The organism is Agrobacterium sp. 5Ca39, assembly GCF_055382365.1.
The window spans coordinates 1,779,539-1,799,434 of sequence record NZ_AP026436.1 but is presented as its reverse complement, the minus strand read 5'-3'; the positions used below and the strand labels follow the sequence as shown (position 1 = coordinate 1,799,434).

Below are 19,896 nucleotides of genomic sequence, written 5' to 3'. Positions count from 1 at the left end.
GCAAATGTTTTTGAGAACGGAACCCCATAAATTCCGGAATCGACAGAAACTCTTAACGGGCAGGGGCAAGCGCGGCAAAACGGGCCTGTACCGCCGCGGTGTAAGAGCGGCTGACGGGGATCTCCGTGCCATCTCTTGTAATGATGTGCAGACGGCCTGTCTGCTTGCGCAGGGAAATAAAGTCGGCATCGGCAATCCAGTGGGAACGATGCACCTGCAGACCCGCCGTATGGCCGAGTTCTTTCAGCGCATCGGCAAAACGCAGCAGAACCAGCTGCTGCCCGCGCGTGGTGACGATTTGCGTGTAATGATCCTGAACCGATAGTCGCAACAATTCTCCGCGTTTTTGCGGCGGCAATCGTTCCAGCAAGGGGATGATGCCTTTGACCTCCCGATCTGCATTTGCATCTGTGCCCGTTTCAGCCTCCGCCGCTTTTTCGAAGGACTGGCAGGTTGTGAGGTAACTCAACAGGCAAAAGATCGCGCAGAGGGGGAGGGATGAGAGGCTGCTTTTCAAAGCCGGTGTTAAGCCCATCTCCTTGCCGTAGAAAATCTGATTGGTGATGGTGAGCAGCAGCCCGATCGGGAGTGCCGCGGTCAGCGAGCCGATCATCATGCGTGCCAGCATGTTGTCGATGTGGCCTGATAGGATCGTTTTGGCGATGATGGAAAAGGATATGGCAAATATCCAGGCGCCGGCCTGAATGATTGTCCAGTAAAGCAACCGGTCGGCGAAGCTCATGGTTTCGCTCGTTCCGAAGGGCCCGGTCACGATGAAGATCGCCAGTACCGCAAGGAATGTCAGCCACAGCCTGCGCGATTGCAGAACGGCGTGCATTTCACGAAGCGTGGATTGCAGATACGGGTGATCCACGAAGTTTTCCTGCTGATGGCGCCAATCCGTTTTTCCTGTCCGCATGTTTCGCCGAAATTGCCGGTGATTTCAACCGAGCCGAAACAGCACCCATGTCATTCCAGCCTCTGTTAGACGCACCGCTTGCCGTGCAATTCCATGTCGCCACCGTCATGCCCGCAGCCATTCTCGGGGCCTTCATCTTCCTGCGTCCCAAGGGAACCGCCATCCACCGGCTGCTCGGCAAGATCTGGGTGCTGCTGATGGTTTCGACTTCCGTTTCGACCTTCTTCATCCATGAATTGAGGATGTTTTACGGTTTCAGCCCGATCCATCTGCTCTCCGCTTTCACGATATATGGCTGTCTGCAATCGATCTACTTCGCCCGGCGTGGCGATATCAGACGCCATATGCGGATTATGCAGAGCGTTTATCTGGGCGGCATCGTGATTGCGGGAGGATTCACCTTCGTTCCCGGACGCCTCATGAATAAGGTTGCTTTCGGTGGCGGCGGAGCGGGATTTGTGGTCATTTCCGCCGGCGCTCTGGTCTTTGCCTTCCTGCTTCTGACCGTACTGAAACAAAGACGCAGAGCCGCATGAAAGACTCCGCTGACCGCCTCTGCTTTCTTCCGGAACAAGATGTATTATAGTGCCGTTATAAGGCAGCTTGTTGAGGCGATAGTCGCCGGGAGAATAGCATGGAATGGAGAGGGCGCCGCCAGTCGGACAATATTGAGGATCGGCGCGGCATGTCGGCGGGGCCGAGTGATCCTTTTTCCCGAGGCGGGATGCGCGTGCCAATCGGGCGTCGCGGCGGCGGTATCGGGATTGGCGGTCTTCTGGTCATTCTGTTGATCAGCTGGGTGCTCGGCATCAACCCACTGACGCTGCTGACCGGCGGCGATCTGTCGATGGATGGCGGCGGTACGACGCAATCGGGGACCCAGCAGTCCGGCACGCGACCACAGGGGCAATCGTCCGACGAGACGACCGCCTTCGTCCGCACCGTTCTTGCCGAGACCGAGGATACGTGGAGCGGCATTTTCCAGTCGGCAGGCGAAACCTATCAGAAGCCGACGCTGGTTCTGTTCTCCGGGCAGGTGTCTTCCGCCTGTGGTTATGCTTCCGCTGCCAGCGGTCCGTTCTATTGCCCGGGCGACCGTAAGGTCTATCTCGATACCAGCTTCTTCAAGGAACTGGACCAGCGTTTCGGCGCGGCTGGCGATTTCGCGCAGGCTTACGTGATTGCTCATGAGGTCGGCCACCACATCCAGAACCTGACCGGCGTTCTGCCTGAGTTCAACCGCCGCCGTCAGTCGATGAGCCAGACGGACGCCAACAAGATGTCGGTGCGTGTGGAGCTTCAGGCGGATTGTTATGCGGGCATCTGGGGCAAATTTACCGAACAGAAGGGCATTCTTGAGACCGGCGACCTTGAGGAAGCCCTGAACGCCGCCCACCAGATCGGCGACGATACGCTGCAGAAGCAGACTCAAGGCTATGTGGTGCCCGATAGCTTCAACCACGGCACCTCGGCGCAGCGCATGGAATGGTTTAAGCGCGGCTTCCAGAGCGGCCGGGTCGAGGACTGCGATACCTTCTCGGCGAATATCTGAGGAGAGGGGGCTTTTCAGCCCCCTTTTCGTTTAGCTCATCAAGAGCGCCACGACATACATGCCGAGGGCGAAGATGGTATGGGCCACGAGGTTGAGGACGCGAACCTTCGTTGGGTTCGGTGTCTTCGATGCGGCCCAGCCAATGCCGAGACCCGGCTGCAGCAGGAACCAGCCTGCGCCCACCGTTATGATGCCGACGACCCACGGCGCTATGAAGGACGGGTTTGCAAACCAGGTGACTGGGACCACCAGGGCAAGAATGACACCATAGAGAATCCCGACGGCGTAATGCGAAATCCAGCCGAGCGCCAGTTCATGCTCGTAGGGTTCAGCCGTGGCGATGCTGTCGTGAAATATCCTGCCTTTCGGCACATGCCAGAACCAGCGGCCGACCGGCGCCCAGTTCGGGGCGGACTGGCCGAAGAACCGGTGCAGTATGATTGCCCATATGTCCATAAACACGGTGCCGCCAATGCCCATGGCAATGCCGCGCCAAATCAGTTCCAGCATGAATCCCTCCGCATGATCATGATCGATCAAGCTCTAGCGGATCGCGTGAATGGCGGGAACCGACTATTAGGAGGGTGGACAAAAAAATGGCCGGATCGCTCCGGCCATGAGGTGAGAAAGGCGTAAGATTTCACCTCCGTCATGCTCAGGCGTGTCCCGAGCATCTGCGACGTATGTTTTATACGAGACGTGGTTGGATCCTCGGGGACAAGCCCGAGGATGACGTCGAGCGTGGTGATGGTTGGCCATGATCCGGTGCTATAACGATCGGCCAATATCCATTCTCCCTTAAGCAGCCCGCCCATATTCCGCCTGCCGCCGCGTAGCCGTGGCGAGCTGGAACTGCGCTAGCAACTCATTCAGCGCCGCCGCTTCCGAGGCGAGGCCATGACTTGCTGCCGTCTGCTCCTCGACCATGGCGGCATTCTGCTGCGTGCCCTGATCGATGGTGTTGATGGCGGTGTTGATTTCCTGGAGGCCGGTCGACTGTTCGCGCGATGCGGTGACGATCGCGTCGATGTGGCGGTTGATCTCCTGCACTTCGCGGACGATGGTTTCCAGCGCCTTGCCGGCATTGCCGACGAGTTCGACGCCGGACTGCACCTGCGAGGTGGAGGCGTTGATCAGCGTCTTGATCTCCTTTGCCGCATTGGCGGAACGCTGGGCAAGTTCACGGACTTCCTGGGCGACAACCGCAAAACCCTTGCCGGCCTCACCGGCGCGGGCGGCTTCAACACCGGCGTTGAGCGCGAGCAGGTTGGTCTGGAAGGCGATCTCGTCGATCACGCCGATGATGTTGCTGATCTCGGACGATGATTTTTCGATGCCTTCCATGGCGCGCACGGCATCTTCCACGATGACGCCGGACTGTTCGGCATTGCCGCGGGCGCGGTCGACCAGGCGGCCGACTTCTTCCGCACGGCGGGCGGAATCCTTGACAGTCGTGGTGATTTCCTCAAGCGCCGCCGCCGTTTCTTCGACGGAGGCTGCCTGCTGTTCGGTGCGTCGCGCCAGATCGTCGGCTGACTGGCGAATTTCGCCTGCACCGGCATCGATCGCAAGCGCGTTCTGTCCGACGGTGCTGAGCGCAGCATTCAGCTTCGCAACGGAATTATTGAAGTCGTCGCGCAGGCGATCGATGCGGGACACAAACGGCGTATCGATACGATAATTGAGATCGCCGTTGGAGAGATGAGCAAGACCCTTTGCCAGTGAATCGACTGCAAACTGAATATCGGCCGCGTCTTTTGCTGCCAGTCGTTCCCGCTCGTTACGCTCCTGTTCGGAAAGTGTGCGGTTCTGTTCGGCGTCCCCTTCGAGCCGCAGGCGTTCCATGGCGTTCGAGCGGAACACGGCAACGGCCGCAGCCATGGAGCCGATCTGATCGGTGCGTTCCTGGCCAGGAATGGCGACCTCGAGATTGCCGGCAGCCAGGCCTTCCATGGCGGAGGTCATCTGCGTTACCGGGCGAACGATGAAGCGGGAGAGCACGGTCGCCAGCAGGCCGATCATGATCGTGGCGGCGAGAATGGTGGCGATGGTGGCGGCCATGCGGAACTGCCCGATGGCGCCATAGGCAACATCGGAATCAACAACAAAGCCAAGATACCAGTCGACCGAAGGCAGGCCGGCGACCGGAATGAAGCTCGTGATCTTGTCCTTGCCGTCGATCTCGGTCTGGGAGATCGCGGAGGAAATCGCTGGCGTATTGACCTTGAAGAGATCGGTCAGCGGTTTGTCGACGAATTTTGCATCGGGGTGGATGAGGATCTTGCCATCCTTGCTGACCAGGAAGGCATACCCGTCCTTGCCGGCATCCACGGACGTGATCATCTTGACCAGGGAGTCGAGCGAGAAATCGCTGCCTGTCACACCGGCAAGCTTGCCGTTGACGGAGACGGGAATGGCGGCCGTGATGATGAGCCCGCCGGTCGAGGCGTCATTATAGGGCTCGGTGAGAACGGTTTTGCCGGCCTTCACAGCATCCAGATACCACGGGCGTTTGCGTGGATCGTAACCTTCCGGCAGCGGTGTCTTCGGGAAGGTGGTGAAGGTGCCGGTTTCCGCATTGCCAAAATAGGTGGACATGAATTGCGCGGTCAGCACCTCATTCTCCAGAAACTGCAGCTTCGCACCGTCCTCGGGAAGCTTGGCAAGCGTCTTTGCCACGGTTTCCGTCAGCATGATGCGGCCATTCAGCCAATTCGCGATGCTCTGGGCGGCCTGCTTGCCGGAAGAATCGATATTTTCCGCCACCGCTTCGGTGGTGACCCGATGCTGAAGGCTGTCGATATAATACGAGAAGCCCGCAAAGGCGGCGACGACAAGAGATGACGCGGCAACCAGAATGCGCGTCATAAGATTGGTTTTCTTTGGCAAGCTACAGATCCTTGAAGCCCGATGCACCGATAAGGTCATCTTGAACAATGGTTGGGGAAACATGCCTCGAAGGCGGGAATATTCTGCGTCATGCAGCTTATGAGTTTAGAAGAACTATTCGATGTTCTAATGGATAAAGGCGAATGGTAAAATTCGACTAAACTTGTGTTTGGTGAGGGCTCGTATTGCGAATTTGTCGAGCCTTTTCAGAACTGCGTAATTTTTAACCATGCACTGCTGCCGGTTGCATGCAGACAGCGATTATTTTATTCATCCTCGTGCTGCCGTTGCGCAAATCGCGGGCAACGGCCAATGTTCGGGTGAATTACAATGTCTTCGTCGGTTGTTGCAGGAACCGTTCCTTCCGGATCGGGGTCGTGGTTTTCTCATTTCAAGGCTACGCTTGTTCTCGGGATTCCGCTTATCGGCGCGCAGCTCGCGCAGCTTGGCGTCCATACCACCGATATGGTGATCGTCGGTCAGCTGGGTGCAGAGAAGCTGGCGGCCATGGTGCTGGCCGGGCAGTTTTTCTTTGTCGTCTTCATTTTCGGCTCGGGCTTCTCCGTTGCCGTCGTACCCATGGTGGCCCAGGCTTACGGGCAGGGTGATGCAACGTCTGCGCGCCGCTCTTTGCGCATGGGCATGTGGGTGGCCATTGCCTATTGGCTGCTGGCGCTGCCGATCTTCATGAATGCAGAGCGCATTCTGGTTGCGCTTGGGCAGAACCCGGATGTGGCGTCGCTGACAGGCCATTATCTCGCCATCGCCAAGTTCGGCCTGCTGCCGGCATTGTTGTTTTATGTGCTGCGCGGCCTTGTCAGCGCCATCGGCCGGGCAGGCATCATTCTTTATGCCACCATCATCATGCTTGTCATGAATGGCATACTGGCTTACGCGCTGGTTTTCGGACATTTCGGGCTGCCGGCCATGGGCATGAATGGCGCGGCCGTGGTTGCGGTCATCGTCAACGCCTTCAGCTTCATCTTCATCGTGGCTTATGTGCAGACGCGCGAGGAAACGAAGAAATACGAGCTGTTCGTGCGCTTCTGGCGGCCGGACTGGCATGCGCTTTTTGAAGTGCTGCGTCTTGGCCTGCCGATCAGCATCACCATTCTTGCCGAGGTGACCCTGTTTGCCGCCGCCTCGATCCTGATGGGGCAGATCGGCACGGTACAGCTCGCGGCGCACGGCATTGCCCTGCAGCTCGCTTCCATCGCCTTCATGATCCCGCTCGGCCTTTCGCAGGCAGCGACCGTTCGCGTCGGCGTGGCGCGGGGCCAGGGGGACTTCAAGAACCTCATCCGCGCTTCGATCATGATTTACGCCATCGCCTGTGGCATCGCCCTGTGCGGTGGCATCCTGTTTGCGGCGGTGCCGGAATTTCTGGCGAAGTGGTTCCTTGATCCCAAACTTCCGGAAGCTGCGGAAGTGCTCGCTTATGCGAGCAGCCTGGTGGTGATTGCCGGCATCTTCCAGCTTGTCGATGGCATTCAGGCCGTGACGGCAGGCCTGCTGCGCGGGTTGAAGGATGCGCGCATACCGGCGATGCTGGCGCTGATCTCCTATTGGCCGATTGGGCTGGCGCTTGCCTGGACCATGGCTTTTCCGCTCGGTTTCGGCGGGCGCGGTGTCTGGTTCGGCTTTGTGATCGGTCTTTCGACAGCCGCCGTTCTTCTCACCATCCGCTTCGTGCTGCTTGTGAAGCGTGAAATGAAAACGGCCCGCTGAGAAGCGGGCCGCATGTAACGTCCGGATTGGAAAAGTATCAGCGCTCGGCGAGCGCTGCCTCGCCCTTCTTTTCACGCAGCAGGTTGACGAAGCGGCGGAAGAGATAGTGGCTGTCCTGCGGGCCTGGCGATGCTTCCGGGTGGTGCTGGACGGAGAAGACCGGCTTGCCGGTGATGCGCAGGCCGCAATTGGTACCGTCGAACAGCGAGATGTGGGTCTCTTCGACGCCCTCGGGCAGCGACTTGGTATCCACCGCAAAGCCGTGGTTCATCGAAACGATTTCCACCTTGCCGGTCGTGAAGTCCTTGACCGGATGGTTGGCGCCATGGTGGCCCTGATGCATCTTTTCGGTCTTTGCGCCAACCGCAAGGCCGAGCATCTGGTGGCCGAGGCAGATGCCGAAGATCGGCAGGTCGGTCTTGATGAGGTTCTGGATAACGGGAACGGCATATTCGCCCGTCGCGGCCGGGTCTCCGGGACCGTTGGACAGGAACACGCCATCCGGCTTCAGCGCCATGATGTCTTCAGCCGAAGTCTGGGCCGGAACGACCGTGACCTTGCAATCGAGACCGGCAAACAGGCGCAGGATGTTGCGCTTGACGCCAAAATCGACGCAGACGACGTGATACTTGGCATCGGCTTCGCCGAGCGTGCCGTAACCCTTGTTCCAGACCCACGGCGTTTCAGCCCAGGTGGAAGACTGGCCGGAGGTGGCTTCTATGGCGAGGTCGAGGCCGACGAGGCCGCTCCATGCCTTGGCTTCCGCCTTCAGCGCTTCGATATCGAAGACGCCGTTCGGATCATGGGCGATAACCGCGTTCGGGGCACCGTTTTCGCGGATCCATGCCGTCAGGGCGCGGGTGTCTATGCCGCAGAGGCCGATGACGCCGCGGGCCTTCAGCCAGGCATCCAGATGCTTGACGGCGCGGAAGTTCGAAGGGTCGGTGATGTCGGCCTTGAAGATGACGCCGACGGCGCCGCGCCGGGCGGCGGGCGTCAGGTCTTCGATATCTTCTTCATTGGTGCCGACATTGCCGATATGCGGGAAGGTGAAGGTAACGATCTGGCCGAGATAGGAGGGGTCGGTCAGGATTTCCTCGTAACCCGTCAGCGCCGTGTTGAAGCAGACCTCGGCCTGAACCTTGCCGGTTGCGCCTATGCCTGTTCCTTCAATCACCGTGCCATCGGCAAGAACAAGCATTGCGGTCGGTTTGCGGGTAGTCCAGGGCGCTGTCTCGGTCATCTCGTTCCGTTTCTGCCGCTTCGCACCCCGCCTCTTGAAAGGCAGGGGGTAAGGGGCCATTTTTGTCGCAGGCTTCGTGACATAAAGGGGCGCGCGATAAAGCTCGCGTTCCGACCCTTCGTTAAAATCTCGTGCAGGTGCCGGAAAATAACGAAAGCAGCCCAAACGGTCAACCGCAGGGCCAAGATTTACGCGGAATTAAACCGCCGTATATTCAAGGCCTTATGCATTTGATTTGCTTGAGCCTGTTTGCTCGTTTATGTCGTTTCGAAAAATAGGGTGGAAAGTTTCCGTATCGAAAAGCGTCGGAATGCACTTTCCCAAGGAGAAGAAGAAATGCTGCGCGACACGTTCGCTAATACTTTGAAAGACGCTTTGAAGGCTCGTGACGCGCGCCGCACCTCGACCGTGCGTCTCATCCAGACCGCCATCAAGGATCGCGATATCGCCAACCGCGGCGTGGGCAAGGACCCCGTCAGCGATGAAGATATCATGCAGATTCTGACCAAGATGGTGAAGCAGCGGGAAGAATCCGCCAGCATCTATGAAGGTGCGGGCCGTCCCGAACTTGCCGCTCAGGAGCGCGAAGAAATCGTCATCATCAAGGAATTCATGCCGGAAGAAATTCCGGCCGAGAAGGTGCGCGAACTTTGCCAGGCCGTCATCGCCGAAACCGGTGCTTCCGGCCTGCGTGACATGGGCAAATGCATGAATGCGCTGAAGGAACGTTATCCCGGTCAGATCGACTTTGCGAAGGCCTCCGGCGTCGTGAAGGATCTGCTGAAGTAAATTCGGCAATGCCAAAAAAGTAAAGGCAGGGCAGATGTGGGCTGCCCTGCCTTTTTCTGTCGACGAAAACGCATTCCGGCGGATCAGAATGCTCTCAAGCGCAGGCGTTTTTCGGGGGACGTGCCTGCGGGCGTCGGCAGATTTCTGCGATTTCGTTACTTTGACTGTGGCTGTGTTTTTACATCGCGCGGACGGACTGCTCAAATTACAAAAACATAATTTTTAGTGATGATGCAGCGCCACAAATTTGCCTGAAGCAGGCGCAAAGGGCTTTGCCAGCTTTTGCGCCACCCTGTGAATAACGGGTATTGTGGCTGTGAACTGGTTCATAGGGTTGGTGCTGGCGCCATTCTGCGCTTATATGAAAGACCGGCCTCGAACAGGTAACCCATGCGCTTTTCCAACTCTTTCCTTGATGAGATACGCGACCGCGTGAACATCTCCGATGTGATCGGCAGACGTGTGTCCTGGGACAAGAAGAAGACCAATGCGCCGCGCGGGGATTATTGGGCCTGCTGCCCGTTCCATGGCGAAAAAAGCCCGAGCTTTCACTGTGAGGACCGCAAAGGGCGGTATCATTGCTTTGGTTGCGGCGTTTCCGGCGATCATTTCCGCTTCCTGACTGAGCTTGAGGGCTTAAATTTCCCGGAAGCCGTGCAGCAGATCGCCGATATGGCCGGCATTTCCATGCCGCAGCCCGATCCGCAGGCGGAGAAGCGGGAGCGTGAGCGCACCTCTCTGCAGGATGTCATGGAAATGGCGACGCTGTTCTTTCAGGATCAGCTGCAGACGGCGCTCGGCGCTCGGGCTCGGGCTTATCTGCGCGATCGCGGGTTGACCGGGCGTACCATCGAGACCTTCCGGCTGGGTTATGCGCCTGACAGTCGCAACGCGCTGAAGGAGCATCTGGCAAGCAAGGGTGTGTCGAAGGAGCAGATGGAAGCCTGCGGGCTGGTGGTCCATGAAAACGTGCCGGTCTCCTATGACCGTTTTCGCGACCGCATCATGTTTCCGATCCTGTCCTCGCGGGAAAAGGTGATTGCCTTCGGCGGCCGCGCCATGGCTTCGGATGCGGTGGCGAAATATCTCAATTCCAGCGAGACCGAGCTCTTTCACAAGGGCAATGTTCTCTATAATTTCGCCCGTGCACGTCGGGCCTCACAGGCGGCGGGCGGCACGGTCATTGCAGTCGAAGGGTATATGGATGTCATCGCGCTTTATCAGGCGGGCGTCGAAAATGCCGTCGCACCGCTCGGCACTGCCTTGACCGAAAGCCAGCTCGATCTGCTCTGGAAGATGTCGCCGCAGCCGATCCTCTGCTTCGATGGCGACGGCGCCGGCATTCGCGCCGCCAACCGTGCCGCTGATCTCGCCTTGCCACATATCAAGCCGGATCGCTCCGTCAGCTTCGCGCTTCTGCCCGACGGCAAGGATCCGGATGATCTCGTGCGTCTGGAGGGTAGGGCGCCTTTCGACCGCGTTCTTTCCGAGGCAAAGCCGCTGGCCGCGATGATCTGGAGCCGCGAGACCTCAGGCGTTACTTTCGATACGCCGGAAAAGCGTGCCCAGCTTGAGAGCCGCCTGCGGCAGATCGTGGCCGTTATTGGTGACGAGACGGTGCGGCGCTTCTATCAACAGGACATGCGTGACAGGCTGAATGCCTTCTTCCAGCCGCGCTTTCAGGCAGGCGGGCAGCAGGGTGGCAATTTCCGCCGCAATGGCGCACAGGCGCCGGGGCGTGGCTTTCAGCGCAACGCACCGGGCCGGGGTGGGGCTATGGCGACACCTGCCAGCAGTATTTCGGAACGGTTGGCGCAATCCGGCCTCGTCAGGGGTTATCAGACCAAGCCGTCGCTTCGGGAGAGCGTTCTGGCCATCACCATCGTCAACCATCCCGAACTGCTTCTCGAGGAATATGACGAGATCGCCGCGATCGACTATGAGAACCGTGACCTGCAACGCCTGTGGTCTACGGTTCTGACCTACGCGGCCGAAAATGCGGCTGCGATATCGCGGGCGGGGCTGATCGAGCGCCTGTCGCAGCAGGGCTTTGACGTGCTGCTGAAAACCATGGATCAGCAGGTGCGCAATGCCCGTCTGTGGACGGCGACCGGCGAGGCGGCGATGGAGGATGCACGGGAAGGTTACGTGCAGGCGCTTTCCCTGCACAAAAGGACAAAGTCGCTCCTCTGGCAGAAAAAGGAGCTGGAGCGCGAAATTGCCGAGGCAACGGATGATGAGCGCGGCACGCTTCTGGTGCGCGCGCTTGCCGAGGTTCAGCTGGAGATCGGCCGAATGGAAAATCAGGAGGCCATCATCGATGGTTTCGGGGTCATGTCCGGCCGGGTAAAGGGACCGGCCGTCGGTCATGGATGATGGTCGCGGCAAGAATTGAAAGGTGTGTGGGGTTGCCTTTTGCGGCAGGCGTCCTAAATAGGGGATAGTCTGGTGATAATTCGCAAAATGCGGCTCTTTTTAAGAATTTCCGTGGCTGTCTCGCCTTCAAAGGCTTGACGGGGCGGGAAATAGCGGGAATCACCAATTCAGGAAAAGTAAGGTGGAATGAGCCTTGGCGGATAGAAATTGCATGAGCAAGCATTTCCGGGTGCACTGTCTTTGCATTCTGCCTGAGGCTGCCGTGGTTAATCGGCAATTAAAGATCATTCCGTTAGGTGTCTGACAGTGATTCGCGGCAATGCGCCGGATGCTCAAGGGGCGGACGGCGATGCGGCGGAACAGGTGTTAGCGTCAGGGAAAGCGACGAGATAGATGGCAACCAAAGTCAAAGAAAACGAAGAAGCAGAAAACGAACGCGACGGTGCGACGGACGGCCCGCTTCTCGACCTTTCGGATGACGCGGTCAAGAAAATGATCAAGGCCGCCAAGAAGCGCGGCTATGTGACGATGGACGAGCTGAATTCGGTCCTGCCGTCCGAAGAGGTGACCTCCGAGCAGATCGAAGACACGATGGCGATGCTGTCCGACATGGGCATCAACGTGATCGAGGACGAGGATGCCGAGGAAGCCGCCGGTGGCGATGACGACGGCGATTCCGATGGTGACGATTCCGAGGGTGGCGAACTTGCGCCTTCCAGCGGCACCGCGCTTGCGACCGCCAAGAAGAAAGAACCAACCGACCGCACCGACGACCCCGTGCGCATGTATCTGCGCGAGATGGGTTCTGTCGAGCTTCTGTCGCGCGAAGGCGAAATCGCCATCGCCAAGCGCATCGAGGCTGGCCGCGAGACGATGATTTCGGGCCTGTGCGAAAGCCCGCTGACGTTCCAGGCGCTGATCATCTGGCGCGACGAACTCAACGAAGGCACCACGCTGCTGCGCGAGATCATCGATCTCGAAACGACCTATTCCGGCCCGGAAGCCAAGGCTGCGCCGCAGTTCCAGAGCCCGGAAAAGATCGAGGCCGACCGCAAGGCCGCCGAAGAAAAGGAAAAGACCCGCAAGCTGCGTGCTCCGACCGGTGACGAGGATGTCACCGATGTTGGTGGTGACGGCCTGCCGCCGGAAGAGGAAGAAGAGGACGACGACGAGTCCAATCTTTCCCTTGCCGCGATGGAAGCCGAACTGCGTCCGCAGGTCATGGAAACGCTCGACACCATTGCCGACACCTACAAGAAGCTGCGCAAGCTTCAGGATCAGCAGGTGGAAGCGCGTCTGGCCTGCACCGGTACGCTTTCTTCCGGCCAGGAGCGCCGTTACAAGGAATTGAAGGATCAGCTGATCACGGCCGTGAAGTCGCTTTCGCTGAACCAGAACCGCATCGACAGCCTTGTCGAGCAGCTCTACGACATTTCCAAGCGTCTGATGCAGAACGAAGGCCGGCTGCTGCGCCTTGCGGAATCCTATGGCGTCAAGCGCGACAGCTTCCTCGAGCAGTATCACGGTGCGGAACTCGATCCGAACTGGATGAAGTCGATCGCCAATCTGGCCGCCCGCGGCTGGAAGGAATTCGCGCGCGAAGAAAGCAACACGATCCGGGAAATCCGCCAGGAGATCCAGAACCTCTCCACGGAAACCGGCATTTCCATCGCCGAATTCCGTCGCATCGTTTCGATGGTGCAGAAGGGTGAGCGCGAAGCGCGCATCGCCAAGAAGGAGATGGTCGAGGCCAACCTGCGTCTCGTGATCTCGATTGCGAAGAAGTACACGAATCGTGGTCTGCAGTTCCTCGATCTCATTCAGGAAGGCAATATCGGCCTGATGAAGGCGGTGGACAAGTTTGAATACCGTCGCGGTTACAAGTTCTCGACCTATGCGACATGGTGGATCAGACAGGCGATCACCCGCTCGATTGCTGACCAGGCCCGCACGATCCGTATTCCGGTGCACATGATCGAAACGATCAACAAGATCGTTCGCACCTCGCGCCAGATGCTGCACGAGATTGGCCGCGAGCCGACCCCGGAAGAGCTGGCCGAAAAGCTGGCCATGCCGCTGGAAAAGGTGCGCAAGGTTCTGAAGATCGCCAAGGAGCCGATCTCGCTCGAAACCCCCGTGGGTGACGAAGAGGATTCGCATCTCGGTGACTTCATCGAGGACAAGAACGCGCTGCTGCCGATCGACGCCGCCATTCAGGCGAACCTGCGCGAAACGACCACCCGCGTATTGGCCTCGCTGACACCGCGTGAGGAACGTGTTCTGCGCATGCGCTTCGGCATCGGCATGAACACTGACCATACGCTGGAAGAGGTCGGCCAGCAGTTCTCGGTTACGCGCGAACGTATTCGCCAGATCGAGGCGAAGGCGCTGCGCAAGCTCAAGCACCCAAGCCGCTCGAGAAAGCTCCGCAGCTTCCTCGACAGCTAAGCTTTTGCTTCCTTTAAAATTGAACCCGGTCAGTCAGCTCTGGCCGGGTTTTTTGTTTTCCGCACTGGCGAACTCTGCGACAAGCCTTATGTGTGAGGCAGGCGATCCGCTTCCGCTGGATATGTCCGGGTTCGATTTGGTTCGGTAAGATGCAACAGGTTTCGGCAGGCAGGTGGCGGTGGAAGGGATGGGCTATGCCCGTCTCCGTTCTTCTGCATCTTGTCGTCGTGGCGATTTTCCTTTTCGAATTGCCGGAGCGTGTAGCCGAGCCGCAGGAACCGGAAAGCATCAGCGTCGATCTGGTGCCACCGCCTGAGGAAAAAAAGGCAGAAGAGGCCCCGCCGCCCGGTGAGGAGAAGGCGAAAGAGGAAAAACCGCAACCTCCGCCACCACCTCCCGCGCCACCGGCTGAAGAAGCGAAACCGGTGCCGCAACCGCAGGCGACGTTGCCTTCCATCGCCATGCGGCCGGAAGAGGCGCAGGCAGACCCTGAAGACAAGGCCGGCAAGACTGAAGAAGCGGAAAAGACACAGCCATCGGCAGAACCGCCGCGCGAGCCCGAGAAAGCGGCCGAGGAAAAGCCTGCGCCCGCCGCCGCCAACAGCGACCTCAAAGCTTCCGCCGAGCAGGGAGAGATCGCGGTTGCGCCGATGAAAGAAGAAACGTCGCCGGAGCAGCCGCCAGTACCGCAACCAAAGCCGCCTGAGGAAAAGCCTTCTGAGGCAAGGGAAAACAAGCCCGCGAAACTTCCTGCGGCTAAGAGTTTGCTTTCATCGGCTCTACTGACACCGGCGCAGAGACGGCAGATGTTTGGCGATCTACCGCCGCGGCGTCGTATCGTGCAGCTTTGCCAAGCGGAAGCACTGGCCCAAATAAGACAGGTTTACGCTGATACCCGTGGCATGTATGGCTTTTCCGACACGGGCGGACGGATATCGGGCAATGTTCTTGACGCGACTGGCGGCGCATTCAACGTCGGCGACGTCTGGCGCGATGTCACGTTTCAATGCGAGGTGGATGTCGATAACTATGCAGTGACGGCCTTCAGAATTAAGATGGGGGACGTCATCACGCCAGCTGAAGCAAGGAAACGGGGTTTCACCGGTCGGTAGCAGATCGGTCGCCGAATTAAAAAATGATCCGCCCCCAAACGCACGGAAAACCTCTCGGTTGACGTTTGTCACTTGTCGCTCAAACGCGCTCCGTGTCGCCCACCAAAACCCCGATCCCGGCCATCAGAGCATCCTCATCATAGGGCTTCCTGATCACCGGAACAGCGCCGAATTCATCCGGCACCATGCTGCCATCGGCGTAGCCGGTAGCGAACATGAACGGGATGCCACGGCGGTGAAGTTCCCGGGCGACGGGAATGGAGGTGTCCGAACCGAGATTGATGTCGAGAATTGCCACGTCAGGCACATAGCTTTTCAGCTTTTCAATTGCCATCGCAGACGAAGTCGCCGTTTCGATGGTTTTGATGCCGTTATCCTCGAGCATGTTTTCGACATCCATGGCGATCAGCATCTGATCTTCGACGAGTAATATTTTCAACGGCTCCTCCCGGTTATAGCGGCTGGATTGCCGCGCGGGCTCATTTTCTGTGGGTACTTCGACACTTTCGGTGGCTGACGAGACATGACGGAAGGGCAGCATAATTTCTGCCTCCAATCCATCGGGCAAATAGCGCAACGTACTGCGTCCGCCGAGATCGTAAGGAATGCTGCGGCTGATCAGCGCCGTGCCGAAGCCGGCGCGGGATGGCGTCGGCAGTTTGGTGGTCAGCACTTCCCGCCACTCGATTTCGCAATCGCGGTTTTCGTTGACCCACCAGCGCACATGCAATTGCCCACCGTTCTGCGAAAGCGCGCCGTATTTGGCGGCGTTCGTCGCCAGTTCGTGCAGAACGAGCGCCATGACGGAGAAGGCGCGCGAATCAAGTGTGACGTGGGGACCTTCGAGTTTCACCGTCGTTTCCGGGGAACGATGCGGCGACAATTCCGCGTCGAGAAGATCGCGCAGCGCGCCGCCACCTTCGCCTCGGATGATCTGATCATGGGCAAAGGACAAGGCTTGAATACGGCCCTTCAGGGCAGCCACATATTCCTGCAGGGTCTTGCCTTCCTGTGAGGGATTGCCGACCAGCGATTTGATGATGGCGAGAACATTCTTGACGCGGTGGTTGAGCTCCTCGTTCAACATGCGCTGCCGCACTTCGGCGCGTTCCCTTTCGCCGGCCATTAGCTCGCTGTGATGGAAGGCGACCTCGACCAGCGCAATTCTGGCGGCTTCTGCTATCTCCCGGTCATCTTCCGACCAGGGCTGCGCCCTCTGATGCACCGTCTCTTTCCAAATCGCGAAACTCTTGCGTGGTGTGAGACGGTCCCCCATCGGGCCGGTTTCATAAGATTTTTCCGGATTGCCGGCCCAGTTCAGATTTTGCACGATCTCCTTGCGGAAAAACAGGAGATAGTCCTGTTTCACCTGAGAAAGTGGGATGGCGAGCATTCCAGCTGCCGTGTCGGCGTAGATTTCCGCCTCAGGTATCGCCTGCGACAGCGCATGGGTCGCCCAGACCCTGCCTTCCGAAGCCGAGGCGACGAAACGCGCGAGCCTTGGAATGGCGTCATGCGGTGGTGTTGCGCCATGGCCGTGCCAGTTGTTGTCTACCCAGAGACCGACACCATCACACGGCATCAGATCGGCAAAATCCTGAAAACTGTCAATCAGCAGTTCTTCGATATTGGCGTGGTGCGCGGCGAGCCGCAGGAAGCGATCGAGCGCGGCATGGGCATGGTTGACGGTGTCCAGCCGACGTTTCTGCTTGAGGACCTGCAAATGCATGGAGAAGAATTCTCCAAACATTTCAGCGGCAATCCTCACCGGCATGGTCAGGACACGCGGGGAATAATGGTGACAGGCGATCAGACCCCAGAGGGCGCCATCGACAATCACCGAAATCGACATGGAAGCGGCGACGCCCATATTGCGAAGATACTCGCAATGGATGGGAGAGACGCTGCGCAGGTGCGCGAAAGAGAGGTCGAGTGGTTCGCCGGAGATATCGAGGGCGGGCAACACGGGGATTCGTGTGCCGCTGGCATCAGAGATAATGCGGAGCGTGTTCTTGAGATAAAGCGTGCGGGCCTGCTGGGGTATGTCGCTGGCGGGGAAATATTGGCCGAGGAAGCTCTCCAGTTCCGGTTGCTTTGCTTCCGAGACCACCTTGCCGGCTCCATCTTCCTCAAAGCGGTAAATCATTACCCGGTCGTAGCCAAGCGTCGCCTTTACCAGCCTGGTCGTTCTGGAGATGAGGCTTTCCACGCTATCCGCCTCGCGAATGCGATCCACCATCTTGCGTGCGGTGCCCAGGGGCTGGGTTTCGCTGCGGGACGGTTCGAATTCGATAATCGTGGTGGATTTGTAGCGGTGGAGCGAAATGTCGAAGCTTCTGCCATCGCCCATTTCCGTTGCGGGCAACATGGCCGGGCGCGTTGTCCTCCCGGTTACAGTCAGCGCGTTGCGGAGGTTGTGTACGAGGTCCTTGCCCAGAACCTCTTCGGCGGTCCGGCCATTGATATCGCCTTCCACACCCAGAATGTCGCAGCAATTTGCCGAATGCCGCAGCACCATGCGCAAAGCGTTATCGCAGGCGATGAGACAGCCATGGGGTTGAATATAGCCGGGGATATGGATGGGCTCGCGGTCGCAATTGGTCAGATCGACACGATAGTCAGTGGGTGCCATGAGAAAGTCTTTCGCACCCTGTGTCAGTCCTGCGCTGTAAATGCCGTGTTCGTCTGTGGACGGGATAGCCTGGATAATTCATTATTATATTGCCAACCCTTCCCCGTTTTATGCAACTGCAGTGGCGGTTTTCCGTTCTGCTGTCATGGGCTGTTATCGCCCTGTCGTCTTATACTTATCGCCATCGGATAGAATTTGACATGGTGCAACGTTCGCAGCGCCGATTTTGTTCCCGACTATTTGAAAGAAAAACGTGCCGCAGAAGAAAATAATCATCTCTACCCAGGGGCAGGGCCTTTACGAGTTTACCTCTGAAGCAAAAGGCTTCGTAAATCAGGCCGGCGTAACGGAAGGCTTGCTGACAGTCTTTGTCCGGCACACGTCCTGTTCCCTGCTCATCCAGGAAAATGCCGATCCCGACGTCCGGCGCGATCTCACGGAGTTTTTCTCCCGTCTCGTCCCGCCTTCGAGCGATCCTTCCATGCGGTGGGTTGTCCACACCCTGGAGGGACCAGACGACATGCCCGCCCACATCAAATCGGCGCTCACGATGGTTTCCATCGGCGTTCCCATCACGGATGGCAGGCTCGTGCTCGGCACCTGGCAGGGCCTTTATCTCTTCGAACATCGCGATCAGTCGCATCGGCGCGAAGTCGTGCTGCATATCTCGCCGTGATGTGCGGATCCTGATCGGGGTGTGCGCGTTAACCACCCTGAACGCCTGCTGAACATTCGGTTCTGCTGATATTCAGATGGGCGAGTCTAGGGTCTCGTCAATCGCCGGGGGATGTTCCCCCGCCGTCAAAGAAACAAACGGAGTGAGTTCATGTTCAGCACCTTCGCAAAAGCCGGCCTGGCTGCCCTCATCGCCCTTGGTGGTATTTCCGTCACCGCTCCAGCTGCTTCGGCCGGCTCGGATGTACAGTTCCGAGTTCAGGTTCAGGATGGTTATGGTCATCGTCCCGGCTGGGGCCGCCCGGATCGCCCGCGCCGTGGCTGCTCGCCCTGGCTTGCGGAAGAAAAGGCAAGCCGCATGGGTCTTCGCCGCGCGCGTGTTGTTGATGTATCTCCGCGCCGCGTCGTCGTTGCAGGTTTTGACCGCCACGGCCGTGACCGCATCGTATTCGCCAATGAGCGCGGCTGCCCGGTGATCCGCCGCTAAAGGCAGCGATCCTGATCGATCTGCCGGCATCCCCGTCCCGGCAGATGGACAAAACGCCCCTCGCTTCCTGAACGGTAGCGAGGGGCGTTTCATTTTATCTGTGCTACGGCGGAGGTCGAGCCGATGCGGGGCGGCCCAAAAGCCGCCCCTTGCCGATTACTGCTCGAGCGCGAAGGTGACGTTGACCACAACGCTGTAGCTGTTTTCACCAGAGGCAATCGGGACACTGTCCGCTTCCTTCGCCATGGAGGCGCGCATCATGGCCTGCGGCACCGGCATCGGGCGCTGCGAGTTTTCGGTGATCTGGATAACACGGCCGAGCTTTACGCCAGCAGCTTCCGTCAGGGTCTTGGCCTTGGAAAGAGCGTCTGCCACGGCCTGTTTGCGAGCCTCGGTGACGGTGGCTTCAGGCTTGTCGTTGGTGAAGCTGATGTCTCCACCCTGGTTGATGCCGAGCTTGACGGATGTATCGAGGATCGCGCCGAGCTTCTTCAGGTCCCGCACCCGCACGGTCAGGCCGTTGGATACCTGGTAACCGGTGATTTCGGGAGCGACATAGACGCCGTCCTTTGGCTCATAATGCTTGTAAAGCGGCTGCACCGAGAAGTTGCTGGTCTGCAGGTCACGATCCTCGATCGCCGCCTCCTTCAGCGCCTTCAGAACATCGGCCAGCGCCTTTGAATTTTCCGAAAGAGCGGCCGCCGCGGTCTCTGCCTGCTTGACGACGCTGAACGACAGGATTGCCATATCAGGAGCGATGGCCGCCTGGCCTTCGCCGGAAACGCTGATTGTGGCTTCACGCGGGGTGGCCTCCTGCGCGAGCAACTGGCTGGAGAGCGGCATCATGGCTGCTGCTGTCATTGCGGTAAGTGCAAAAAAGCGGGCCGATTTTGTCTTCATGGTGTTTCCTCGTTGATTGAGTCCCTTGAACGGGTATTGCCTTAGATTGTGTAGCTAATACGGCGGCACTGTTTAGCGAAAGCATCAATGGCTTGTCGGGCTGTAAAAATTGCGTTAGAGCGTGACCACCGGATTCGAACCATTGC

The 19,896-nt window shown here is 58.6% G+C and carries 15 protein-coding genes; 9 read left to right on the top strand and 6 right to left on the bottom strand.

Annotated elements, in window-relative coordinates; translation table 11 throughout:
• Positions 1 to 52: 52 nt before the first annotated feature.
• Positions 53 to 874, bottom strand: a complete 822-nt coding sequence (locus ACZ47E_RS09010; protein ID WP_427832838.1) for a LytTR family DNA-binding domain-containing protein — start codon at positions 872 to 874, stop codon at positions 53 to 55.
• A gap of 92 nt (positions 875 to 966) precedes the next feature.
• Here ACZ47E_RS09010 and ACZ47E_RS09005 point away from each other — a divergent pair, with 92 nt between their 5' ends.
• Complete coding sequence (locus tag ACZ47E_RS09005; RefSeq protein WP_107339154.1) at positions 967 to 1,455, top strand: DUF2306 domain-containing protein; 489 nt, start codon at positions 967 to 969, stop codon at positions 1,453 to 1,455.
• A 98-nt stretch (positions 1,456 to 1,553) separates the two neighbouring features.
• Positions 1,554 to 2,471: a KPN_02809 family neutral zinc metallopeptidase gene (gene ypfJ, locus ACZ47E_RS09000; protein ID WP_004442894.1), complete on the top strand. Its 918-nt coding sequence runs from the start codon at positions 1,554 to 1,556 to the stop codon at positions 2,469 to 2,471.
• 30 nt (positions 2,472 to 2,501) lie between these two features.
• Here ypfJ and ACZ47E_RS08995 read toward each other — a convergent pair whose 3' ends face one another.
• Together ACZ47E_RS08995 and mcpU are read right to left on the bottom strand one after the other, a co-directional pair.
• A complete protein-coding gene (locus ACZ47E_RS08995) occupies positions 2,502 to 2,981 on the bottom strand; it encodes a DUF2938 domain-containing protein (protein WP_107339155.1) in 480 nt (159 codons plus the stop codon).
• Between the two features lie 288 nt (positions 2,982 to 3,269).
• A complete protein-coding gene (gene mcpU / locus ACZ47E_RS08990; protein WP_107339156.1) occupies positions 3,270 to 5,360 on the bottom strand; it encodes a methyl-accepting chemotaxis protein McpU in 2,091 nt (696 codons plus the stop codon).
• A gap of 330 nt (positions 5,361 to 5,690) precedes the next feature.
• Between mcpU and ACZ47E_RS08985 the strand changes: the two genes are divergently transcribed.
• Positions 5,691 to 7,088: an MATE family efflux transporter gene (locus ACZ47E_RS08985; protein WP_107339157.1), complete on the top strand. Its 1,398-nt coding sequence runs from the start codon at positions 5,691 to 5,693 to the stop codon at positions 7,086 to 7,088.
• Between the two features lie 37 nt (positions 7,089 to 7,125).
• Here ACZ47E_RS08985 and carA read toward each other — a convergent pair whose 3' ends face one another.
• Positions 7,126 to 8,331 carry a glutamine-hydrolyzing carbamoyl-phosphate synthase small subunit gene (gene carA / locus ACZ47E_RS08980; RefSeq protein ID WP_045531978.1) on the bottom strand — a complete coding sequence of 402 codons (1,206 nt, stop codon included), beginning with the start codon at positions 8,329 to 8,331 and terminating at the stop codon, positions 7,126 to 7,128.
• A gap of 336 nt (positions 8,332 to 8,667) precedes the next feature.
• Here carA and ACZ47E_RS08975 point away from each other — a divergent pair, with 336 nt between their 5' ends.
• From ACZ47E_RS08975 to ACZ47E_RS08960, 4 genes are all read left to right on the top strand, one after another.
• Entirely contained in the window at positions 8,668 to 9,120 is a 453-nt protein-coding gene (locus ACZ47E_RS08975) for a GatB/YqeY domain-containing protein (protein WP_107339158.1), read from the top strand.
• Between the two features lie 390 nt (positions 9,121 to 9,510).
• Positions 9,511 to 11,496, top strand: coding sequence for a DNA primase (dnaG, locus tag ACZ47E_RS08970; protein ID WP_278066907.1), 1,986 nt, complete (start codon positions 9,511 to 9,513; stop codon positions 11,494 to 11,496).
• 393 nt (positions 11,497 to 11,889) lie between these two features.
• Complete coding sequence (rpoD, locus tag ACZ47E_RS08965; protein WP_004442883.1) at positions 11,890 to 13,944, top strand: RNA polymerase sigma factor RpoD; 2,055 nt, start codon at positions 11,890 to 11,892, stop codon at positions 13,942 to 13,944.
• Between the two features lie 194 nt (positions 13,945 to 14,138).
• Positions 14,139 to 15,056, top strand: a complete 918-nt coding sequence (locus tag ACZ47E_RS08960; RefSeq protein ID WP_072494666.1) for a DUF930 domain-containing protein — start codon at positions 14,139 to 14,141, stop codon at positions 15,054 to 15,056.
• 79 nt (positions 15,057 to 15,135) lie between these two features.
• Here ACZ47E_RS08960 and ACZ47E_RS08955 read toward each other — a convergent pair whose 3' ends face one another.
• Positions 15,136 to 17,688 (bottom strand): HWE histidine kinase domain-containing protein, encoded by a 2,553-nt coding sequence (locus tag ACZ47E_RS08955; protein ID WP_077987416.1) that lies wholly within the window; start codon positions 17,686 to 17,688, stop codon positions 15,136 to 15,138.
• A 253-nt stretch (positions 17,689 to 17,941) separates the two neighbouring features.
• Here ACZ47E_RS08955 and ACZ47E_RS08950 point away from each other — a divergent pair, with 253 nt between their 5' ends.
• Together ACZ47E_RS08950 and ACZ47E_RS08945 are read left to right on the top strand one after the other, a co-directional pair.
• A complete protein-coding gene (locus ACZ47E_RS08950; protein ID WP_278066906.1) occupies positions 17,942 to 18,364 on the top strand; it encodes a secondary thiamine-phosphate synthase enzyme YjbQ in 423 nt (140 codons plus the stop codon).
• Positions 18,365 to 18,514: 150 nt separating this feature from the next.
• The gene (locus ACZ47E_RS08945; RefSeq protein ID WP_004442876.1) at positions 18,515 to 18,850 is read left to right on the top strand and encodes a hypothetical protein; all 336 of its coding nucleotides are present in this window, start codon (positions 18,515 to 18,517) and stop codon (positions 18,848 to 18,850) included.
• A 156-nt stretch (positions 18,851 to 19,006) separates the two neighbouring features.
• Here ACZ47E_RS08945 and ACZ47E_RS08940 read toward each other — a convergent pair whose 3' ends face one another.
• A complete protein-coding gene (locus tag ACZ47E_RS08940; RefSeq protein ID WP_278066905.1) occupies positions 19,007 to 19,750 on the bottom strand; it encodes an SIMPL domain-containing protein in 744 nt (247 codons plus the stop codon).
• Positions 19,751 to 19,896 lie beyond the last annotated feature (146 nt).